Annotated in this window: 21 protein-coding genes; 6 read left to right on the top strand and 15 right to left on the bottom strand. The window is 51.1% G+C overall.

Annotated elements, in window-relative coordinates:
- Positions 1 to 31 precede the first annotated feature (31 nt).
- From ICL55_RS32170 to ICL55_RS32110, 13 genes are all read right to left on the bottom strand, one after another.
- Entirely contained in the window at positions 32 to 925 is an 894-nt protein-coding gene (locus ICL55_RS32170; protein ID WP_188105574.1) for an SH3 domain-containing protein, read from the bottom strand.
- Between the two features lie 34 nt (positions 926 to 959).
- Positions 960 to 1853: a GNAT family N-acetyltransferase gene (locus ICL55_RS32165; RefSeq protein ID WP_188105572.1), complete on the bottom strand. Its 894-nt coding sequence runs from the start codon at positions 1851 to 1853 to the stop codon at positions 960 to 962.
- A 104-nt stretch (positions 1854 to 1957) separates the two neighbouring features.
- Positions 1958 to 2377, bottom strand: a complete 420-nt coding sequence (locus ICL55_RS32160; protein WP_188105570.1) for an SRPBCC domain-containing protein — start codon at positions 2375 to 2377, stop codon at positions 1958 to 1960.
- A 37-nt stretch (positions 2378 to 2414) separates the two neighbouring features.
- On the bottom strand, positions 2415 to 3296 hold the full coding sequence (locus tag ICL55_RS32155; protein WP_188105567.1) for an alpha/beta hydrolase fold domain-containing protein: 882 nt from the start codon (positions 3294 to 3296) through the stop codon (positions 2415 to 2417).
- Positions 3297 to 3304: 8 nt separating this feature from the next.
- Complete coding sequence (locus ICL55_RS32150; protein WP_188105565.1) at positions 3305 to 3766, bottom strand: DUF1772 domain-containing protein; 462 nt, start codon at positions 3764 to 3766, stop codon at positions 3305 to 3307.
- Positions 3767 to 3784: 18 nt separating this feature from the next.
- Positions 3785 to 4534: an SDR family NAD(P)-dependent oxidoreductase gene (locus ICL55_RS32145; RefSeq protein WP_188105563.1), complete on the bottom strand. Its 750-nt coding sequence runs from the start codon at positions 4532 to 4534 to the stop codon at positions 3785 to 3787.
- Positions 4535 to 4614: 80 nt separating this feature from the next.
- Positions 4615 to 4899: a winged helix-turn-helix domain-containing protein gene (locus ICL55_RS32140; RefSeq protein ID WP_188105561.1), complete on the bottom strand. Its 285-nt coding sequence runs from the start codon at positions 4897 to 4899 to the stop codon at positions 4615 to 4617.
- 10 nt (positions 4900 to 4909) lie between these two features.
- Positions 4910 to 5482, bottom strand: a complete 573-nt coding sequence (locus tag ICL55_RS32135) for a hypothetical protein (RefSeq protein ID WP_188105558.1) — start codon at positions 5480 to 5482, stop codon at positions 4910 to 4912.
- Positions 5483 to 5722: 240 nt separating this feature from the next.
- Positions 5723 to 7033, bottom strand: coding sequence for an ATP-binding protein (locus ICL55_RS35615; RefSeq protein ID WP_188105556.1), 1311 nt, complete (start codon positions 7031 to 7033; stop codon positions 5723 to 5725).
- Between the two features lie 2 nt (positions 7034 to 7035).
- Positions 7036 to 7707 carry a response regulator transcription factor gene (locus ICL55_RS32125; protein WP_188105554.1) on the bottom strand — a complete coding sequence of 224 codons (672 nt, stop codon included), beginning with the start codon at positions 7705 to 7707 and terminating at the stop codon, positions 7036 to 7038.
- A gap of 1 nt (position 7708) precedes the next feature.
- A complete protein-coding gene (locus tag ICL55_RS32120) occupies positions 7709 to 8587 on the bottom strand; it encodes a hypothetical protein (RefSeq protein ID WP_188105552.1) in 879 nt (292 codons plus the stop codon).
- Between the two features lie 23 nt (positions 8588 to 8610).
- A complete protein-coding gene (locus ICL55_RS32115; RefSeq protein WP_188105550.1) occupies positions 8611 to 8934 on the bottom strand; it encodes a hypothetical protein in 324 nt (107 codons plus the stop codon).
- A 66-nt stretch (positions 8935 to 9000) separates the two neighbouring features.
- Positions 9001 to 9717, bottom strand: coding sequence for a hypothetical protein (locus tag ICL55_RS32110; protein ID WP_188105548.1), 717 nt, complete (start codon positions 9715 to 9717; stop codon positions 9001 to 9003).
- A gap of 150 nt (positions 9718 to 9867) precedes the next feature.
- On the opposite strand from ICL55_RS32110, the gene ICL55_RS32105 reads away from it, so the two are divergent.
- The 6 genes from ICL55_RS32105 (at position 9868) to ICL55_RS32080 (ending at position 14174) form a co-directional block, all read left to right on the top strand.
- Positions 9868 to 10440, top strand: coding sequence for a Crp/Fnr family transcriptional regulator (locus tag ICL55_RS32105; RefSeq protein ID WP_188105546.1), 573 nt, complete (start codon positions 9868 to 9870; stop codon positions 10438 to 10440).
- A gap of 78 nt (positions 10441 to 10518) precedes the next feature.
- Entirely contained in the window at positions 10519 to 11718 is a 1200-nt protein-coding gene (locus tag ICL55_RS32100) for a DUF418 domain-containing protein (RefSeq protein ID WP_188105545.1), read from the top strand.
- A gap of 122 nt (positions 11719 to 11840) precedes the next feature.
- Positions 11841 to 12371 (top strand): methylated-DNA--[protein]-cysteine S-methyltransferase, encoded by a 531-nt coding sequence (locus ICL55_RS32095; protein WP_223151669.1) that lies wholly within the window; start codon positions 11841 to 11843, stop codon positions 12369 to 12371.
- Positions 12372 to 12428: 57 nt separating this feature from the next.
- Positions 12429 to 12962: an RNA polymerase sigma factor gene (locus ICL55_RS32090; RefSeq protein WP_188105541.1), complete on the top strand. Its 534-nt coding sequence runs from the start codon at positions 12429 to 12431 to the stop codon at positions 12960 to 12962.
- Positions 12963 to 12998: 36 nt separating this feature from the next.
- Positions 12999 to 13550: a Crp/Fnr family transcriptional regulator gene (locus ICL55_RS32085; RefSeq protein ID WP_188105539.1), complete on the top strand. Its 552-nt coding sequence runs from the start codon at positions 12999 to 13001 to the stop codon at positions 13548 to 13550.
- A gap of 45 nt (positions 13551 to 13595) precedes the next feature.
- Positions 13596 to 14174 carry an NAD(P)H-dependent oxidoreductase gene (locus ICL55_RS32080; RefSeq protein ID WP_188105537.1) on the top strand — a complete coding sequence of 193 codons (579 nt, stop codon included), beginning with the start codon at positions 13596 to 13598 and terminating at the stop codon, positions 14172 to 14174.
- Positions 14175 to 14178: 4 nt separating this feature from the next.
- On the opposite strand, the gene ICL55_RS32075 is transcribed toward ICL55_RS32080, so the two are convergent.
- Both ICL55_RS32075 and ICL55_RS32070 read right to left on the bottom strand, forming a co-directional pair.
- On the bottom strand, positions 14179 to 14550 hold the full coding sequence (locus tag ICL55_RS32075) for a VOC family protein (protein ID WP_188105535.1): 372 nt from the start codon (positions 14548 to 14550) through the stop codon (positions 14179 to 14181).
- Between the two features lie 79 nt (positions 14551 to 14629).
- Positions 14630 to 15424 (bottom strand): AraC family transcriptional regulator, encoded by a 795-nt coding sequence (locus tag ICL55_RS32070; protein ID WP_188105533.1) that lies wholly within the window; start codon positions 15422 to 15424, stop codon positions 14630 to 14632.

Genomic DNA, 15424 nt, shown 5'->3' with positions numbered 1-15424 from the left:
TACGCAAAAGTCCTGCCTGATATGATCAATACTATTTTATTGCGGTAACTTTTTTGTTTTCGGCATCCCAGACATACCGTGCACTTTTCTTGTCTGTTACTTTCAGGATATTCATACCGTCTTTATCTACTTTGTCGGTGGCTTCTGCTTCTTCCATGTTCCACACGATCATGTCGGGCTGTCCGTTCTTTTCATTGGGGAAGGTGAATTCTTCCGTATGATAGTAGGCGCCGGCATCTCCGATATTCGTTTTAGAGGGCAGCTGTATCAGCTGGCCGTCTTTGGTCCAGGCGTAATAATAATCATCTGTGGGCACGCCGCAGGCTGCTCCGGTGAAGGTAAGTACCACAATATGCTGCACGTTGGTGAGGCCCATACCGCTCATGATCTTACCGGAGCTGAAGTTGGCGGTTTCGTTGTCGCCTATGGTCTGCATCGTTTTTGCCAGCAACACTCCGTTCTGCACCACTTTCAGGCGCACCCTGTAATATGGGAAAGTATCTTTCCTGTTGTCTGTCAGGGTGATGCTGTCGATTTTGCGTTCTATGCCATACACGAACTTCAGGTCACCGCGGCGTAGTGGGGTACAGCTCACGAGTCCCTGCCAGATGTAGCCTTTACGGTATTCGCCGTTTTTAGTATAGGCGATTTTCAGCCATGGGCCCTGAATACCACGGATGGTGAGGCTTTTGGTGGTCATGCCGGTCACCGTGATATTGTCACCTGCCAGCAGTGTGTCTGTAGGCGTTTGTTTGGTGTCAGGAGATATCCTGATGTAAGCGGTGTCGGCAAAAATATACCGGTCGATAGTATCGGTGCCATTCATGTACAGCGACCAGCTGCGCATGTCCGGGAAGTTAGGCTCTTCCTGCGCAAACAGTTGATGGGAGATACAAACAAATAAGAACAATAAAAACTTTTTCATAAATAACAGATTCTTTTTCAGTTGGGATATGTGATTAGGTATGTGCCAGCGTGGGTATCATCAGCTGGTTGCCGGCGAAGAGATCCTGCTTGCCCTTTCGTACAAAGAGCGTGAGATCTTCTGTCTTCAAAGGCAACATGGTAAAGCCGCTGGTATCTTTCGGTGTAAAGCCCAGTTTTATTTGCCGGGTATCTTTTTCCATCAACACAGATAAGATGTGATGCAGTGATTGCCGGGTGTCGCCGAAAATATCATGACAGGTCATTACGCCGTCTTCGTGTTCCACTACAGCGACAACATCTGTTTCTTCGAGATGATATACGCATGTTTTCATAAACTGGGTGCAATAGAACATCAGCAGGCCGGCGGGAGCTGTGACAGTAAGCGCTGCAAAGCGGTTGGACCGGGCATATTTCCGGAGCAGCAACGCGGTGTCGGCAATATTGTCCATATCCAGCCGGCGAATTTTCGCCGATTGTGGCGTTAGTGCCTGGGTATGGTACTGGTATTCGCTGGCCGGCACAAATCCGAATTTCGGATAGAAGTCCAGCACTTTTTCATTGGCAAAAAGGAACATGACGTCGTACTTACCTTTCCATTCTTCAAAAATTTTGTCCATCAGCCAGCGGGAAAGGCCCTGATGGCGATAGTCAGGGTGTGTCATGACGGTGCCCAGCTGCAGCCAGGTCTTTTCCTCGTTCTGCCAGCGTACGCGGAGCACATTGACGGTGGCATTGGCCACTACGGTGTCACCATCCATGAGCACATGTGGTACGCAGGAATGGTCCCAATAGCCTTGTTGGTACCACGGCTCAAAGCTGAGGTGGAAAGTTTGGACGGACAGCTGATCAAAACTAAGTCTGACGGGGTTATTGTCTTTGATGTCAGCAATATAGGTATACGTTTTACCCTTGATGTTGTATTTCATGTCGTTAACGCACAATTTCAGATCATGATGGCGAAGATAGGGAATATAAAACAAACGGGACGGCCATATGGCCATCCCGTTCGTTATGGTTTGTTGGGTGGAACTTAATGATTTTCGACATACCGGCGGAAATGTTCCAGCACGCCTGCGCAAAAGGCTTGCTGCTCTGCTTCCGGGGTACCTTTTTCCGGATCAAACAGCTCTGTGATGGTCACACCTTCCGGCGTAATGCTGAACAGGTCGATGGTCCTTCTGCCGTCGGATAGGACGTAGCTCAGTTTTTCGTGCGGTATCACTTCGTCATAAGCGCCTGCAAAAGCAAAACCACCGCCATTTTCTGCTTCCATGACGAAGCTGAATTTGCCACCGGAGCGAACATCATTTTCTACGGAGGTCGTCTTCCATTCGCTGGAAGGGTTGTTCCATTGCATGATGTGTTCCGGTCCTGTCCAGTAGTCCCATATTTTTTCGATGGGCGCCTTTACCAGGGTAGAGGCAGAAAGAAGCGCTGTCTGGTTTTCCATAAGGAAGCAAATTGATGATCTCGTAAGATAACCAATATTATCCATGAACGTCCATGAAAGCGCTGATTTTCTCCAGTGTGCTGATCGTGGCGGGCGACTGTATCGCTGTCAATGGCCATACATGCGTCTGGTCGTCGAGCGTGACCATATCGGCGAAGGGAGCAACCGTCCGGATGCGTTCGTAGAAATGTTTGCTATCGTCGTATAGTACTTCCCGTGAGCCTGTCATTATCAGCACCGGCGGGAATGTGCCGAAGGTGCGCAGACCTGCGCTGGCAGGTTCAATCTTGCCGGCTGCATAATAATCTGCAAACCGTTTCATCTCTTCTTTGCTGAGGATAGGATCATCTGCGCGGCGTGTTTCATACGATTCATTTTCACAGCGGAGGTCCAGCCAGGGAGAAATGAGCACCACACCGGCGGGTTGCTTGATGGGAGTGCCAGACAACTGGTGCATGGCGGAAACGAGGATACCTCCGCCTGCGCTGTCTCCCAGCAGGAAGATACTGGCGGCAGGGTAGGCGGCAGCGATGTAGCGATATACTTTCTCCGCATCGTTGCGGCCTGCGGGAAACGGATGTTCCGGCGCCAGGGCATATTCCACCAGCAGTATTTTCCGGTGTAGGGCAGTGGCGAAGTGGCTGGTCATCGCTTTGTGTGAATGTAACGATCCGAGTGCGTAAGACCCGCCATGAAGCAGAATGATAATTTCATCGCTGGTAGCCTGGGTGGGTGTAAACCAGTGGCAGCGCACGTCTGCGATGACGGTGCTTTCAATGTTCACCGTTTCATCGGCGGGGTAGATGTCCCCCAGTTGGTCAAATTGTTGTCTTATTTGCTGGATATCCATACGGTTATTGGTTTGGGCGATGGCCGGCAAGGTAAGTATTGCCAGTAGGATAAAGCATAGTTTTTTCATGGTATTTTTTATTGGTGCCGGTTGAGCAACGCCCATACAAGCAGAATAAAGGAGAAAAACTGGAGGATGTTCCGGGAGGTGGTCCATCGTATCCATCGCTGGCTCCTTTTCAGCAGTTCCGGTGTACGTGGCGTGTCTGCGGTCATTTTGGAGAAGGCAATAATTTCCTTCACAAAATAGGTCGCGGTGGGAATCGTCACCAGCAGGAAACATACCAGCGCCATGAGCAGATAAGGCCTTACCTGCTCATGGGACCAGTTGGTGACCAGCGCAGTGATGAAAGATGCAAGGAACAGCAATTGCAGCGGTATCCAGAAACGGGCAGACTGTTTGGTTTGTGATGCGATCAATTCAAAAGATTGTGGTGGATTGGCAAACCAGTGCGGCATGCGGAAGATACGTTCCCAGGAGCCGGCGAGGAAAACGACAGCGGCGGTGATGGCGGCTGTCCATAGTGACACGAGATGCATAACGATGATTTAAGGCGTTTATCCGGCGGTGATGCCGCCATCGACGGCGATAGCGGCGCCGGTGATATAGGTGGACTGTTCAGATGCGAGGAACAGGATGGTGGGGATGATATCTTCCACGGTAGATATCATCCCCAGGGGCATGGCGGCGGCTATCTTTTCCTGCATGCCGGGTTTGGACGACACGTTCTGCAGCCACTGTTCCGTTTGGATGGCACTCACCACCAGCGCATTGACACGGATGCCGTTGCGGGCCTGCTCCAGTGCTGCTGCTTTGGTAAGACCGATCACACCGTGTTTGGCTGCCACATAAGCAGCGATGCCTTGTCCTACCCCTTTTACGCCAGCAGTACTGGCGGTGTTAATGATGCTGCCTCCTGTGGCCTTCATCGCCTGTATCTCATATTTGAGGGCATGGAAGATGCCGGTGAGGTTGAGCGTCATGGTATCCGAAAACTGCCGGCTGGTCATCTGCTCCAGCGGACCGGTGTACAGGTTGGCGCCGGCGTTATTAAAAGCAGCATCCGGCGGGCCATACAGCTTGCATGTTTCGTTGACGAGTTGTTCCACTTGTTGCTCGTTCGTCACATCTGCCTGTAGGAAGGTGGCTTCGCCGCCGTCCGCACGGATGCTGGTTTCCAATTGTAATCCTGTTGCCAGGCGTCTGCCACAAAAAATTACCCGCGCCCCCATGGCGGCGAAGGCACGGGCGGCGGCGGCACCCAGCCCCGAAGTACCGCCGGTGATCAATATCGTTTTAGGTTTCATGTTCTTCTTGTTGTTAATGTAGTTTGTGTTGCAAACTAAAATGATCTAAAAAAAGCCGGTTGCCAGCCGGTTGACTGCCCTTACAGGTGCAGGTACTTTTTGATGTCTTCTACATACTGCTCAAAAGCTTTGCGGCCTTTAGCCGTAAGTTTACAGAGGGTATGTGGGTAGTTCCCCTTATAGGTCTTAATCACTTCTATATAAGCTGCTTCACTTAGTTTTTTAATCTGATGGCTCAGGTTACCTTGCGTGGTATGGGTGACTTCCATCAGATGGGCAAAATCAGCCTGTTTTAATTTGATCAGTACCGACACAATGGCCAATCTCACTGGTGTATTTAAAACAGGATCTAAATCATTGAACATCCGCTATTGTTTATACTGTTGACTTTTTAAGCAGGTACCCCGGCGCCAGATAGCCGGTCAGTACGGCTACGCCCAGCAGCAGCGGGGCATACTGGTCCGGCACAAAGATACTGGCCACCGCCAAAATAAAAAACAATATACCGCCACTCACCAATGGCCGGAAACGTAATACCAGTCCGGTTAACAACGTACCGGCCCCACCAATCAGCATATTGCTGGTAAAGGGTTGGGTGTGTTGCAGCACATTCACCAGCACCGACAGGATAAAGCTGACGCCCATTACCAGCCAGAGGTTCTTCAGGTAAAAGCCGAGGTAGGTCTGCACCGATCCGGGCCCTGACTGATAATGCCGGAAGGAAAGGAAAATGCCTACCGCCACCAGCACCGGGAAGGGGAGGAAAAATAATTTAAATGAAGTAAATGTCTTCAGCACAAAAAACAGGATACTGCCCGCTGCTATCAGCCAACCCCAAAGGAGAAACAGAAAACTGTGCTCCCTTGCGTTTTCCCGGGTCTGGGAAATAGCTTCTGTAATGATTTTCAACCCTTGCAGGGGGTCCATATTGTTGTCGGTTGTTTCCATGCGGCGCTCAACTTTAAATCAAATATAAATATAGTTTGCGTTACAAACCAAAATATATTTTGTGGAAGAAGATATTACCTGCGGATTATGGAAGACGATAATTGTTATGTATAGCGGTGGTTGGGCTGGTTCATCGTTGTTTGGGACCACAGGAAAAAAAACGCAGGGTATATCTGCCTGTTATGGAACGCCACGATGTTATAGGGTAGTGGCCGTCAGCAGGTGCTTGGTTGTTCGGAGCTACAATGGAAAGCGCAGGGTAAATGTACTTCCCTGGTCCATCGTTGTTTCCACGCTGATCTGTATGTGATGGTATTGTGCAATAGTATGGGCGATCGCGAGGCCGAGCCCGTAGCCTTCTGCGGTGCCTCGTTGGATTTTCCGGAAGCGATGGAAGATGGTATCTACTTCCCGGGAGGAAATACCGATACCGGTATCGGAGATGATCAGCAGGTAATGATCGGGATGGATTTCGTCAGTCACGGTAATGCTGCCGTTTTCCCGGTTGTACTTGACCGCATTCTGCAGCAGGTTGTATACCAGCTGAAAGATCAGATCATGATTAAGGCGATGGAGCATCGTTTGCGGTGAGAGTTGCATGGAAAAGCGAAGGTTTTTCTCTTCCAGGCGATGAGATAATTCCTCCATGACTTCTGTGACCAGCAGGTAAGGAGAGAGGGCGTCGTTTTTCGGAAACTGGTCGTTTTCTATGCGTGAAATCAGCAGGAGGGAATGAACAATTTTTTTCAGGCGCTTTAATGTTTTCATCATGCCCTGTACCGTGTGCTGTAGCGCTTCGTCTGTGTCTCTTTCATCGAGCAGGTTTTCCATTTTAGTTTGCAGGATACTGATAGGCGTCATCAGTTCATGGGAGGCGTTGGACGTGAACTCCCGTTCTTTTTCAAACGCGTCGTTGATTTTATTCATCAGTTCCACGAGGGAATCGTCGAGGTATTGAAAGTCTGCCGTGGAGGTCCTGATGGGCGGTGCCTGTTCCCTGAATGGAAAGCGGCGATGCAGCAGCCGTGTCTGGATAATGACGCCAAGTGGTTTGAGCAGCAGCCGTGTAAATACAAGGTCGATGAGAATAGTGATGATAATGAGACCACCGAGCACATAGAGGGCCATGCGTTGCAGCGGACGGTTGTACTGACTGATGGTGGTGGTTTTCCTGCCCACTTCCAGCAGAAAAGCGCGATGGTTGGCCTGAAGGATATGGGTCAGTACGCGGTAGGTCAGCGTATCGCCTTCCACCAGTCGTTGCACGGTGGCGATAGTATCCGCCATGATGGTGTTGCCGGCTGGTTCCAGCGATATGTATTCTTCTTTGAGCATGGTATAGCTACCGTAGGTTTCTTCTCCCTGTAGGTAGGCATCGATGCCGTTTTGCTGAATTACCTGCAACACTTTTTTCTTTTGTTCACGGAGATAATAGTCGTTGTATTGATGTGCAATATCTTCTACCAATACCGGCAGCAATAGTACAAACAGCAATGCTACCGCCATTTTTGACAGTGTGATAAATAGTGTCAGTTTGGTAAAAAGTTTCACGCTCAGATCTTTATTTTATAACCTACATGACGGATGGTCTGCAGCCAGTCCACCGTGGCGTAGGTTGACAATTTTCTCCGGATATTTTTGATGTGGACGTCAATGTAATTGGAATCATATTCATCATCTGCCAGATCGCCCCAGATATGTTCGCTGAGCTGCATGCGGGACAGCGGCCTGTTTTTATGCAGCAGCATATAGCTCAGCAGATCAAACTCTTTGCGGGACAGGGTAATCTCCGTTTGTTCGAAATATACGTTTCTTTTTTGCAGGTCCACACTGAAATCGCCGAGTGGTATCAGTACGTCCTGAAGGCCAAACTTCCTTCGGGAGATAGCCTGCATACGGGATTGCAGCTCCAGCAGGGAGAATGGTTTTGGGAGATAGTCATCTGCTCCGAGGTCCAGGCCTTTGATACGATCTTCCAGTTGGCCGCGGGCGGTAAGGATAATATAGGCCGCTTCCGGGCATAGTTTCCGGGCTTGCTGCAGTAGCTGCAGCCCGTCCATGTCCGGCAGGCCAAGGTCCAGTAACACAAAGTCATAGGCATTGTCTTCCAGCCGGGCAACCGCCTGGCTGGCGGATGCCACGAGGTCACAGTGGTATGCCTTTTTCAGGAAGGCCTCCATTTCTGTGGCCATGGATCTTTCGTCTTCGATGATTAACACCTTCATATCAGAACTGGTAGTAAAAACTGCAATTCACAAAAGAGTGGGTTTCGCCGGCGCCGGTGAGGGCTTTATCACTCAGGAGCGACAGTTGGTATTCCACTTCTACCATATAGTGTGCACGATTGTAAGCCAGCGGTACTTTGAGATTGTAGGATAACAAGTCGAACCGGGTGGCTTCTTCGGTGACGGTCTGCCGCCCAACAGGTACGCCTGGAAGCAGCGGTAGCGGCAGTCCCAGTTTACTGAGCTGCAGATATTTTTCGCGAACATAAGTCTGGTAAAAACGCTGGGTACCGGCCACGATGTCCAGGGCTGGTGTCAGCGTAATGAGGTCTTTGTTCTTTGCGATGCTGCCCAAGGTAATTTGTTTTTCCGTGTTTAAGGTGACGAACATATCTTCCTGCTCCCCGAAAGCATAGTCGGCCTGGATACCGGTTGTCATCCAATATCGGTATTTCAGTTCTGCCGACGCATTGTTGGGGTTGGCGGCCTGCAGGAACTGGGAGGATGCCGGGTAGAAGGTATGGCTGTAGGCCACTGTGGCGGTCAGTTTCTTTCCTATCGGGAAGTTGAACCCTGCGGTGGCGCTGGTGGCCGATACCGTGTTGGCCGAGTCGTGCAGCAGGCGGTAGGCGGTGCCACTGAAATAGAAGCCAAACGGAAACTGCAGGACACCGCTGGCCGCTACGTAGGGTAGGGCCGCGGGGGCCGTTTGCCCGTAGTAGTTGGCATTGTTGGAGTAGAGTGCCCCCAGGGTAAAGGTTGTTTTTTTCGGCGCTTCCGTTTGTACAGTATCTGCTGGCACGTGTGCAGTATCTGTTTGTGCCTGCACGGACGTATGGCACAGCCCTGTCAGAAAGGCCAGTATTAGTGCATATCTCATGTCAATATCAATATTTTAACCCGTCAGATCAGCTTTCGGATAATGATTTTTGGTTTAATGATCCTGATTGGTTGGACAGGCAATGGAGAAGGAATAGCCATCGGTTTGATGACGCGCCTGGATTTAGGCACTTCTTTTATTTCCGGCAGTTTCACTTCCGGAAGGACCGACGGGTCTACTGGTTTTTCAACAGGTTTATCTGCCGGCGTACGGGCCGGCGGAATACTGTCTGTTGACAGGTCCGTATGGTCAGTGGTACTAACATGTCCATATCCATAGCCTTTTTGAGGCTGCAGCCACGTCATTGCAGACATGAGCAGGGATGCCAATATGAACAGTCTTACCATACGAACAGGATGAGGGCAGAATTTCGCCGTAGCGTTGCCGGCAAAATTCTGCTTTTTCTTTTGAAATTACAATATGCCCAGGCGTGTGCCTCCGGTTATCTTCGTATTCACCCGCATCGGAGCAGCCACTTTTACTGCCTGCCGCGTAGTCGCCTGTATACCGGATTGGGCATTGATGCCACCAGTGCCGGCTTTCAGCGCTTGTTGTCCGGTAGCTTGCATGCCTGATTGAACGTTGATCACCCCGGTGCCGGTCTTCACTGTTTGCTGCCCGGCAGCTTGTATGCCCGATTGGGCATCGACCGCAGTTGCTTTCAGCGTTTGTTGTGCCGCCGTTTGCACGCCGGCCTGCGTTTCGGCTACATGGGTACCCACCTGTACGGCCTGTTGGCCGGTTGCCTGTACCTGGGTGCCGATTACTTCGGTGCCTGCATGCACACCTTGTTGCACGGTAGTTTTTAAGCCGGTAGAGGTCTGTATGGCCCCACTTTCCACTTGTGCAGTAGGATCGATCACGGCCCCGGCGGCCGTCGTTACACCATGATTAGCAGGAGAGGCCTGTTGGCTGGAAGCTGCTCCGGTGGCGGTTTGACTGGTGCCCACACCAGTGCTGTTGCCTGCCGGCCCGGATACGGCCGCATGGCTGTTGCCGCTGGCCGTTGTTTGCACGTTACCGGGTTGTACCCGTGTCGTCATACTCCCGCTGGCCTTAACGGTGGCCTGCTGTGCAAAAACTGCTCCGGAAAAAGTGAATGCTGCAAGGAACAATACTGTAGATCTCATAATAAACGGTTTTTCAGGTATTTGAATGATTATCTAGAATCAAAAGTAGCAGGGCAAGATGAAGCGAAGATGAAAAACGGAAATTTTCTGTATCAGCCTGATCATACGGCTGTCAGAGCGGATCTTTGAATCATTCCGTACCTTGCTGCCATGAAATACCAGGAAGCCACTATAGAAGAACTGTTGACGACCGCTTTTCAGGATGAGGCCCTGCGCAACGCCTATTACGAGACGGCACAGGAAAAGATGTTTAAAAAAGGAGACCTGCTGCTGGAGCAGGGACAGATCTGCCGTTACTGTTATACCCTGCTTTCCGGAGCTGTCAGAGGGTTTTACCTGAAAGACGGCCGGGAAATCACCACGTCTTTTTGTTTTACCAACGATGTGGTGATGTCACTGGAAAGCGCTACCCGCCTCACGCCCAGCCCGGAGTCATTCGAAGTGCTGGAAGACAGCCTGGTGGAAGTGGTGTCTGTGGAGAAACTGAACCAGTTACGCCAGCAGTTCCCGGTATTGGAAAAAGTATGGACGCTGAGCATGGAAGCCTACGCTATCTGGCTGGAAGAACGGCTGGCCAGCCTGCAATTCGCCACGGCAAAAGAGCGCTATGAACAGCTGTTGGAGCGCTACCCCGAGATAGTGCGAAATGTACAGCTAAGCCATATCGCTTCTTATCTGGGCATTACCCTCGAAACCCTGAGCCGCATCCGGGCGAAGGGATAATTATTTGACATATATCAAATGGCGACTGCCGCCTGTTCCCCAATTTTGCTGCAGCAAATAAAAAAACAAACCTATTTTATGCAGTCGTTCGTACCCACGCTTCCATCACCTGCCAGTCGCCGTATCGATGCACTGGACGCTATCAGGGGCGTGGCATTGGCAGGTATCCTGCTGGTGAACATGGGCCTTTTCGCTTTCCCGGCCCTTTACATGACCCCGTCTGCCTATTGGCCCGGTGCCTCCAACAAAATGGTGGAGCAGCTGATCAGCTTTTTCGCGGAAGGCAAGTTCGTGTCTATGTTCTCTTTTCTGTTTGGCCTCGGGTTTATACTTTTCCTGCAAAGTGCGGAGAGAAAGGGGCTGCCGCCGGTACGGCTGTTCCTGCGCCGCCTGTTGGTGCTGCTGGGCATTGGCTGGATACACGCACACCTGATCTGGTTTGGCGATGTGCTCTGCTTTTACAGTGTGCTGGGCGTGTTGTTGCTTTTTTTCAGGAAGATGTCCCCGCCGGCCTTGGTGAAATGGGCTGTGGGTTTACTGATAGTGCCGGTGATATTATATATGACAGCCGGCACCCTCATCGGACCGGATTTTTATAAAGATGGTATTGCATATAGTGAGGCGGGTAACCGGGCAATCGAAGTATACCGTTCCGGCACGCTCCGGCAGATATGGGAGCAGAACGGGACCGACCTGATGATGGCCCGCATGGGCTACCTGATCGAAACGCCGATGATGCTGGCCATGTTCCTGCTGGGCGCCTATGCCGGCAAAAGAGGCATCTTCCGTCAGCCGGACGCGCATGACCTGTTTATCCGGAAAGTACAAGCCTGGAGCGCCATCATCGGCTGGCCGCTGGTCATTTGTGTGGCGCTGTTTGGCAAAGCCGGTCCTACAACGCCCATCGGCGGCAACCTCATGATCATAGACACTTACATCGGAAGTCCGCTTATCGGAATATTTTATATCGCCACCCTTACCCGCCTGCTGCAACGTGCCCGATGGCAGCAGTGGTTACGGCCTTTCCAGGCCGCCGGGCGGATGGCGGCCACCAACTATCTCCTGCAATCTGTTACCTGTATCTGGATCTATTACAGTTTTGGCGGCGGACTGTATGCTTATGCCAGTCCACCTGTGTACCTGCTTATTTGGCTGCTGGTGCTGGGGGGCCAACTCGCCGTCAGTTCCTGGTGGATGAACCATTTCCGTTTTGGCCCGGTGGAGTGGATATGGCGGAAGCTGACCTACGGTAAAGCCTACGCGATAAAAGCGGAATAGAACATCCTTGTGCGTGACCTAAAGCCCTCTGCTGTTTATCAGTGGGGGCTTTTTTGTATTTCCCGATATCGGTGAACTGCCTGATATTTCAAATTATCGGTAACTTTCCCGATATGACCATCATGAAGAAAATTAACAACATCATATACAAAACACAACTGGAAACACCGCTGGGCATCATGATCGCCGGTGCTACGGAAGAAGGCATTTGCCTGCTTGAATTCACCGAACGCAACATCCTGGAGGCACAATGGGCCTCTCTCCGTAAACTGCTGAAAGCCAGCGTAGAGGAAGGGTACCATCCGCATTTTGCCCGGCTGCAACAAGAGCTGGACGCCTACTTCGCGGGAGCGCTGCATACTTTTTCCGTACCACTGCATATGCCGGGAACGGATTTTCAGCAGGCGGTATGGCAACTGCTGCTCGCCGTGCCATACGGGGATGTACGGAGCTATAAACAGCAGGCAACGCTGCTGCAACGCCCCGACGCGGTGCGCGCCGTAGGGCATGCCAACGGTATGAACCGCATCTCTATCCTGGTGCCCTGTCACCGTATTGTGGCGGGCAATGGTAACCTGACTGGCTACGGCGGTGGTATCTGGCGTAAAGAATGGCTGCTGGCGCACGAAAGCCGTCATCAAAAAAAAAATTGAAAACAACGGGTGATCATCTCCCGTTGATGGTATCAACAGGTTGATTAAATCATTTTTATGACAACGCTTACCGATCAGGACCTCATCCTACAACTGAAAACAGGCGACCGCCAGGCAACGGCTGTCATTTACCAACGGTACTTTCCCATGGTAGCGGCCTATGTGCAGCAAAACAGTGGTCACGCTGCTGATGCGGAGGATGTTTTTCAGGAAGTTATGCTGGTACTGATACAGAAGATACAGGCCCCTGATTTTGTACTGACCGCCTCGCTCAAAACATACCTATACGCTATTGCGCGCAACAGCTGGTGCAAACGCCTGCGCGATAACCACCTGCTGCTGCCGGGAACGGACCTGCCGGAAGACGCCGGCATGCCCGACCTGTTCCCGGAACCACCCGCCACGGCGCAGCTGCAGGGATGGCTGGCACGTATAACGGACAACTGTAAACGAATTTTAAAAGCGCTCTTTTTTTATCAGCAACCCATGGCGCTGCTGGCGCAAAAAATGGGCTGGAAAAACAAGCATACGGCCGATAACCAGAAATACAAATGCCTGCAACAGCTGCGTAAAGCAGCGCTGGAGAAGTAACTAACTTTATCACCTAAAAAAGACGGAGCTTTGCATATGATGAATATTTTCCGTCATTCAAATTTAACAGCAGCCGATCTCGACGAATTACAACTGATCATGAAAACCATCCGGCTGGAAAAACAGGATTACTTTATCCGCGAAGGAAATGTATGCCGGCAACTGGCTTTTCTCAGCAAAGGCATCCTGCGTTCTTTTTATGTGAAAGACAACGGAGAGGAGATAACCGATTGTATTATGTTTGAAGGACAACTGGTGACAGCTTATTCCAGCCTTATCACCGGTCAGCCTGCCTTTGAACATATACAGGCTATTACCGATTGTGAGCTACAGGTGCTGGACCGCGACGACCTTTATGGCCTGTACGAACGGAATATCCGCTGGGCCAATACCGGCCGCACTTTCGGAGAACAGGAGTTTGTATTGATGGAACAACGTATCCGTTCTTTCCAGCAATACACGGCCAAAGAACGTTATGAGGAAATGGTCCTCAAACATCCGCATATGATACAACAGGTACCGTTGCAATACCTGGCGTCCTATCTCGGCATTACGCCACAGCATCTTAGCCGCCTGCGGAGAAATTAACATTTGTTCAGCGCCGGCTACAGCGCTACCAGTAGCTTTGCAGGCATGAAAAAGATATTGATCATCAATGGTCACCCTGACCGTGAAAGCTACAACACGCAATTACAACAAGCCTATACCTCCGGCGCGCTGCAAGCCGGCGCCGACGTGACGGAAATTCATCTTGGCTCGCTGCAGTTTGACCCCAACCTGCGCTACGGCTACCGCAAACGTATGGAACTGGAGCCGGACTTACTGGATGCCTGGGAGAAAATCCTGGCTGCTGAACATATTGTATGGATCTTTCCTTTGTGGTGGGGCTCCCTGCCGGCGCTCATGAAAGGATTCTTTGACCGCCTTTTCCTGCCGGGATTTGCTTTCAGCTATAAGCCCAACAGCATGATGGTGGAAAAGAAACTCAAAGGCAAAACGTCCCGCCTCATCTGTACCATGGACTCGCCCATCTGGTTTCACACGCTGTATTACAGGGCTACCGGCGTGCGGGCCTTCCGCAGCATGATTCTGCGTTTCTGCGGGATTAAAATAACAGGGACTACGTACATAGCCCCTATTAAATTCATGAAGCCCGGTGGTAAAGAAAAAGGGATCCAAAAGGTGACAGCCCTCGGAAAGCGTTTAGGCTAGACCGTTATTTCACGGAAGTGATCCACCAGGTATTGCCGCAGGGATCTTTTACGCCGCAGGTCCTGCCATAGGGCTGGTCGCTTAATTCCATCACCGTGAGGGCGCCGTGGTCAAGTGCTGTCTGGAAGCTGGCATCGGCATCTTCCACATAGATGAATAGCTGGCCCGGCTGTGCCTTCCACTGGTCGCGCGAACTGCAGGCCATAATGGTGCTGTCGCCGATCACCAGTTCTGCATGGCGTACCAGTTTATTGTCATGTAAACTGACATGACTGAGTTTGGCCTGAAACACTTCTTGTGCAAAGGTCAGGAAGTCGCTGGCGTTGTCGAGCATGAGATAAGACATAACGGCCTGATGCCCTGCTGGAATCTTCATAATAGTAGTTATTAACAGTGAAACAATACTGCGAAACTACTTTCGGCAGTGTTGTCAAAATTGGAAAAACGCGACATTTTTAATCCATCCAGGCAGTGGCGCCCGAACGGCCGGAGAAGAAGGTTTTGGGATGTTCTCCGGAGAACTCCCTGAAATCATGAATGAAATGTGACTGGTCGTAGTAACCACAATCCAGCGCTATCTGTGTGAGCGAGGGAGCATCGGGGCCGTATCGGTGGATGGCCGCATGAAAACGGGCGATGCGGGAGAATATTTTCGGGCTGAAGCCTGCATATTGCCGGAACTGTCTTTCAAACTGGCGGGTGGACAGGTAATGGTCCTGCGCCAGCTGTTTTACCGGCACCATGCCCTGATTTTCGATGATGGCCTGGATGGCACGGAACACAGGCGGCTGTACGTTGTCCTGCCTTGACAATCGTTGTTCCAGAAAATCTTCCAGTATCTGTATCCTTTGTTGATGATGGATGGCCAGCGCGATTTTTTCTTCCAGCTGTTGGCCGACTTTATTCAGCAAAGTACCCAGATCTGGCATCTGGTTGGTCAGTTCGCTGGTCGGCATGTTAAAAAGCAACGGAATAGCCTGGGGGTAAAGATAAACGCCGAACATGCCAAAACCCTGATTGACGTGGAATTTGCGGGTGGTTTGACATTGTCCGTGGATGCCGGCGGAGAACGAAGCATTCCGCGTGCCATCGGGCAACAACTCGTCGAACAGGCCGTTATAATGAAACAGCAATTCCGGGCACATATCCGCCATGGAATGATGTGTGTAGGGCTGATCGCTCTCCAGTACCCAATAAAATCTCACTATGTCGCGAAACCTGGCCGATGGCCGGATGGTCTGGTATTGCAT

Source organism: Chitinophaga varians, from assembly GCF_014529945.1.
Taxonomy (GTDB): Bacteria; Bacteroidota; Bacteroidia; order Chitinophagales; family Chitinophagaceae; genus Chitinophaga; species Chitinophaga varians.
The sequence above is the reverse complement of the archived record's forward strand: the minus strand, read 5'-3'. Positions and strand labels throughout refer to the sequence as shown.

What these genes read in the sequence shown, in the direction of transcription:
- ICL55_RS32170 (WP_188105574.1), bottom strand. Translation starts at nt 925, where the DNA reads ATGAAAAAGTTTTTATTGTTCTTATTTGTTTGTATCTCCCATCAACTG.
- ICL55_RS32165 (WP_188105572.1), bottom strand. Translation starts at nt 1,853, where the DNA reads ATGAAATACAACATCAAGGGTAAAACGTATACCTATATTGCTGACATC.
- ICL55_RS32160 (WP_188105570.1), bottom strand. Translation starts at nt 2,377, where the DNA reads ATGGAAAACCAGACAGCGCTTCTTTCTGCCTCTACCCTGGTAAAGGCG.
- ICL55_RS32155 (WP_188105567.1), bottom strand. Translation starts at nt 3,296, where the DNA reads ATGAAAAAACTATGCTTTATCCTACTGGCAATACTTACCTTGCCGGCC.
- ICL55_RS32150 (WP_188105565.1), bottom strand. Translation starts at nt 3,766, where the DNA reads ATGCATCTCGTGTCACTATGGACAGCCGCCATCACCGCCGCTGTCGTT.
- ICL55_RS32145 (WP_188105563.1), bottom strand. Translation starts at nt 4,534, where the DNA reads ATGAAACCTAAAACGATATTGATCACCGGCGGTACTTCGGGGCTGGGT.
- ICL55_RS32140 (WP_188105561.1), bottom strand. Translation starts at nt 4,899, where the DNA reads ATGTTCAATGATTTAGATCCTGTTTTAAATACACCAGTGAGATTGGCC.
- ICL55_RS32135 (WP_188105558.1), bottom strand. Translation starts at nt 5,482, where the DNA reads ATGGAAACAACCGACAACAATATGGACCCCCTGCAAGGGTTGAAAATC.
- ICL55_RS32125 (WP_188105554.1), bottom strand. Translation starts at nt 7,707, where the DNA reads ATGAAGGTGTTAATCATCGAAGACGAAAGATCCATGGCCACAGAAATG.
- ICL55_RS32120 (WP_188105552.1), bottom strand. Translation starts at nt 8,587, where the DNA reads ATGAGATATGCACTAATACTGGCCTTTCTGACAGGGCTGTGCCATACG.
- ICL55_RS32115 (WP_188105550.1), bottom strand. Translation starts at nt 8,934, where the DNA reads ATGGTAAGACTGTTCATATTGGCATCCCTGCTCATGTCTGCAATGACG.
- ICL55_RS32110 (WP_188105548.1), bottom strand. Translation starts at nt 9,717, where the DNA reads ATGAGATCTACAGTATTGTTCCTTGCAGCATTCACTTTTTCCGGAGCA.
- ICL55_RS32105 (WP_188105546.1), top strand. Translation starts at nt 9,868, where the DNA reads ATGAAATACCAGGAAGCCACTATAGAAGAACTGTTGACGACCGCTTTT.
- ICL55_RS32100 (WP_188105545.1), top strand. Translation starts at nt 10,519, where the DNA reads ATGCAGTCGTTCGTACCCACGCTTCCATCACCTGCCAGTCGCCGTATC.
- ICL55_RS32095 (WP_223151669.1), top strand. Translation starts at nt 11,841, where the DNA reads ATGAAGAAAATTAACAACATCATATACAAAACACAACTGGAAACACCG.
- ICL55_RS32090 (WP_188105541.1), top strand. Translation starts at nt 12,429, where the DNA reads ATGACAACGCTTACCGATCAGGACCTCATCCTACAACTGAAAACAGGC.
- ICL55_RS32085 (WP_188105539.1), top strand. Translation starts at nt 12,999, where the DNA reads ATGATGAATATTTTCCGTCATTCAAATTTAACAGCAGCCGATCTCGAC.
- ICL55_RS32080 (WP_188105537.1), top strand. Translation starts at nt 13,596, where the DNA reads ATGAAAAAGATATTGATCATCAATGGTCACCCTGACCGTGAAAGCTAC.
- ICL55_RS32075 (WP_188105535.1), bottom strand. Translation starts at nt 14,550, where the DNA reads ATGAAGATTCCAGCAGGGCATCAGGCCGTTATGTCTTATCTCATGCTC.
- ICL55_RS32070 (WP_188105533.1), bottom strand. Translation starts at nt 15,424, where the DNA reads ATGCAATACCAGACCATCCGGCCATCGGCCAGGTTTCGCGACATAGTG.